3 protein-coding genes and 1 pseudogene are annotated in these 2,118 nt (G+C 64.0%); all 4 read left to right on the forward strand.

Features of this window, described 5'->3' with window-relative positions:
* The coding region (locus tag GRX31_RS30315) for an SWIB/MDM2 domain-containing protein (protein ID WP_272918465.1) at positions 1 to 190 on the forward strand (190 nt) is incomplete at its 5' end.
* 102 nt (positions 191 to 292) lie between these two features.
* Positions 293 to 1,420 carry an alpha-hydroxy acid oxidase gene (locus GRX31_RS30320; RefSeq protein ID WP_160856249.1) on the forward strand — a complete coding sequence of 376 codons (1,128 nt, stop codon included), beginning with the start codon at positions 293 to 295 and terminating at the stop codon, positions 1,418 to 1,420.
* Between the two features lie 106 nt (positions 1,421 to 1,526).
* A complete protein-coding gene (locus GRX31_RS30325) occupies positions 1,527 to 1,799 on the forward strand; it encodes a (2Fe-2S)-binding protein (RefSeq protein WP_016448321.1) in 273 nt (90 codons plus the stop codon).
* Positions 1,800 to 1,900: 101 nt separating this feature from the next.
* A pseudogene (locus tag GRX31_RS31005) lies at positions 1,901 to 2,118 on the forward strand (energy transducer TonB); the annotation flags it as partial.

A 2,118-nucleotide genomic window follows, 5' to 3' on the forward strand; every position in this document is an offset into this window, starting at 1 on the left:
GGTGGGTTCCACCCCCCTGCCCCGCACCGAGATCATCAGCAAGCTGTGGGTCTACATCAAGGCCAACAAGCTGCAAGACGCTGCCAACAAGCGCATGATCAACGCTGATGCCAAGCTCAAGGAAGTGTTCGGCAAGCCCCAAGTCTCGATGTTCGAGATGGCTGGCCTGATCGGCAAGCACGTCAAGTAATCCCCGGGCCTGCCCCACGGATGAAAGCCGGCCCATGGGCCGGCTTTTCTTTTTTCCGGATGTCTGCCACCGGCGATGCGCCATCGCCCACCCTCCAATGCCATGAGCCAAGTGCCCGCACTGCAAGCCGTTCCCGACGGCATCATCAATCTGGCCGACCACGAGATCCAGGCGCGGCAGCGGTTGGACGACAACGCCTGGGCCTACTTCTCGGGCGGCGCGGCCGATGAGCACAGCCTTGCCGCCAACCGCAGCGCCTGGGATGCGCTCACGTTGTGGCCACGCGTACTCAGGCCTCTTGCAGGGGGAAACACACGGCTGCAACTGCTGGGGCGAGAGCTGGCCTGCCCCCTGCTGGTCGCCCCCATGGCCTTCCAGCAAATGGCGCATGCCGACGCAGAGCTTGCAACAGCCTATGCGGCTGCGGCGCTGGGCGCGGGCATGGTGCTCAGCACCCAGGCCAGCCTGCCGCTGGAGACTGTGGCGAAGGCCGCACAGCTCACGCCGACCCGCGGGCCGCTATGGTTCCAGCTGTACCTGCAGCACGACCGGGGCTTTACCAGGCAATTGATCGAACGGGCCGAGGCGGCAGGCTACGAAGCACTGGTGCTGACGGTGGACGCCCCCGCCAGCGGCGTAAGGGACCGTGAACGCCGCGCGCGCTTTAGCCTTCCCGCCGGCATTTCTGCCGTCAATCTGCAGGGCCTGGCTCCATCTCCGGCCGTCCGGCTCGCATCGGACCAGAGCGCACTGTTCGACGGCCTGCTGCAGCATGCGCCCACCTGGGATGACGTTGCCTGGCTGCAGCAGCAGACACGCCTGCCAGTGCTGCTCAAGGGGGTGCTGCATCCGGCTGACGCGCTGCAGGCGGCGAGATCGGGCGTGGCAGGCATCATTGTTTCCAACCACGGGGGACGCACGCTGGATACCGTTCCCGCAACGGCCACCGCACTGCCGCGCGTCACCAAGGCCTTGCGCAACTCGGGCCATGCGCTCCCTGTGCTCGCCGACGGCGGCATACGGCGAGGCACCGATGTGCTCAAGGCCATCGCTCTCGGTGCAACGGCTGTGCTGATAGGCCGCCCGATAATCTGGGGTCTGGCCAATGCAGGTGCCGCTGGCGTGGCCCACGTACTGAGGCTGCTGCGCGACGAACTGGAGGTCGCCATGGCCCTGACAGGCTGTGCAACCCTCGCGCAGGCCACTGTGGAACTGCTGGATACCGAGTAAAGCGCAAGGCCATACAGCCCTACAGACAACCAAGAATTGCAAATGCGATGAATTCTCATTTATAATTTTTCATCTCATCAATAGCCAGCCATTACTGCCTGTAGCCATGATCGTCTGTGTATGTCGCCGGGTTTCCGACCGTGAGATCGCACGCCACGCTCACGCTGGCATGAGCTTTGACGAAATCCAATTCGAATTGGGTATCGCCATGCAGTGCGGCCGGTGCGAGAGTTGTGCCCGGGATGTGGTGGCGCAATGCTGCGCAACCCAGCCCGTGGCGGCCATACACAACGAGATCGCGGCCCAGACCGTCCAGCTTGCCAACAATATCCTGGAGAGCAAAGCATGGTCCTCCTCTCAGCACTTGTCGGCAGCCTGATCCTCGTCGTTACATGCACCTGGTGGATCCTGCGCAGCTGATACTCCGTCTTCCGAGCGACAGCACCCGGCACCTATCCGCTGTCAGCTCCTTCTGTCTCTATGTCCCAGTCTGATCGTTTTGGCCCCCCCGGGGGCCTTGGCCGTAACGTGGCCATCGCGGGTTCGGTCGTGGTCTTGCATGCAGCAACCCTCTGGGCGATGCAGCATGGCCTGCTCCAGCGCGCCCCCGAAGAGGTCATCGTGCCAGCCCAGGTGATCGCGGAATTCATTTCGCCACCCGCGCCCGAGCCCGAGGCCCCCAAGCCACCTCCGCCGCC

The organism is Delftia sp. CH05, from assembly GCF_009827015.1.
Taxonomy (GTDB): Bacteria; Pseudomonadota; Gammaproteobacteria; order Burkholderiales; family Burkholderiaceae_C; genus Comamonas; species Comamonas tsuruhatensis.

Bases quoted from the DNA above. Each gene is read 5' to 3' on its own strand.
- GRX31_RS30325 (WP_016448321.1), top strand. From the start codon at position 1,527: ATGATCGTCTGTGTATGTCGCCGGGTTTCCGACCGTGAGATCGCACGC.
- GRX31_RS30320 (WP_160856249.1), top strand. From the start codon at position 293: ATGAGCCAAGTGCCCGCACTGCAAGCCGTTCCCGACGGCATCATCAAT.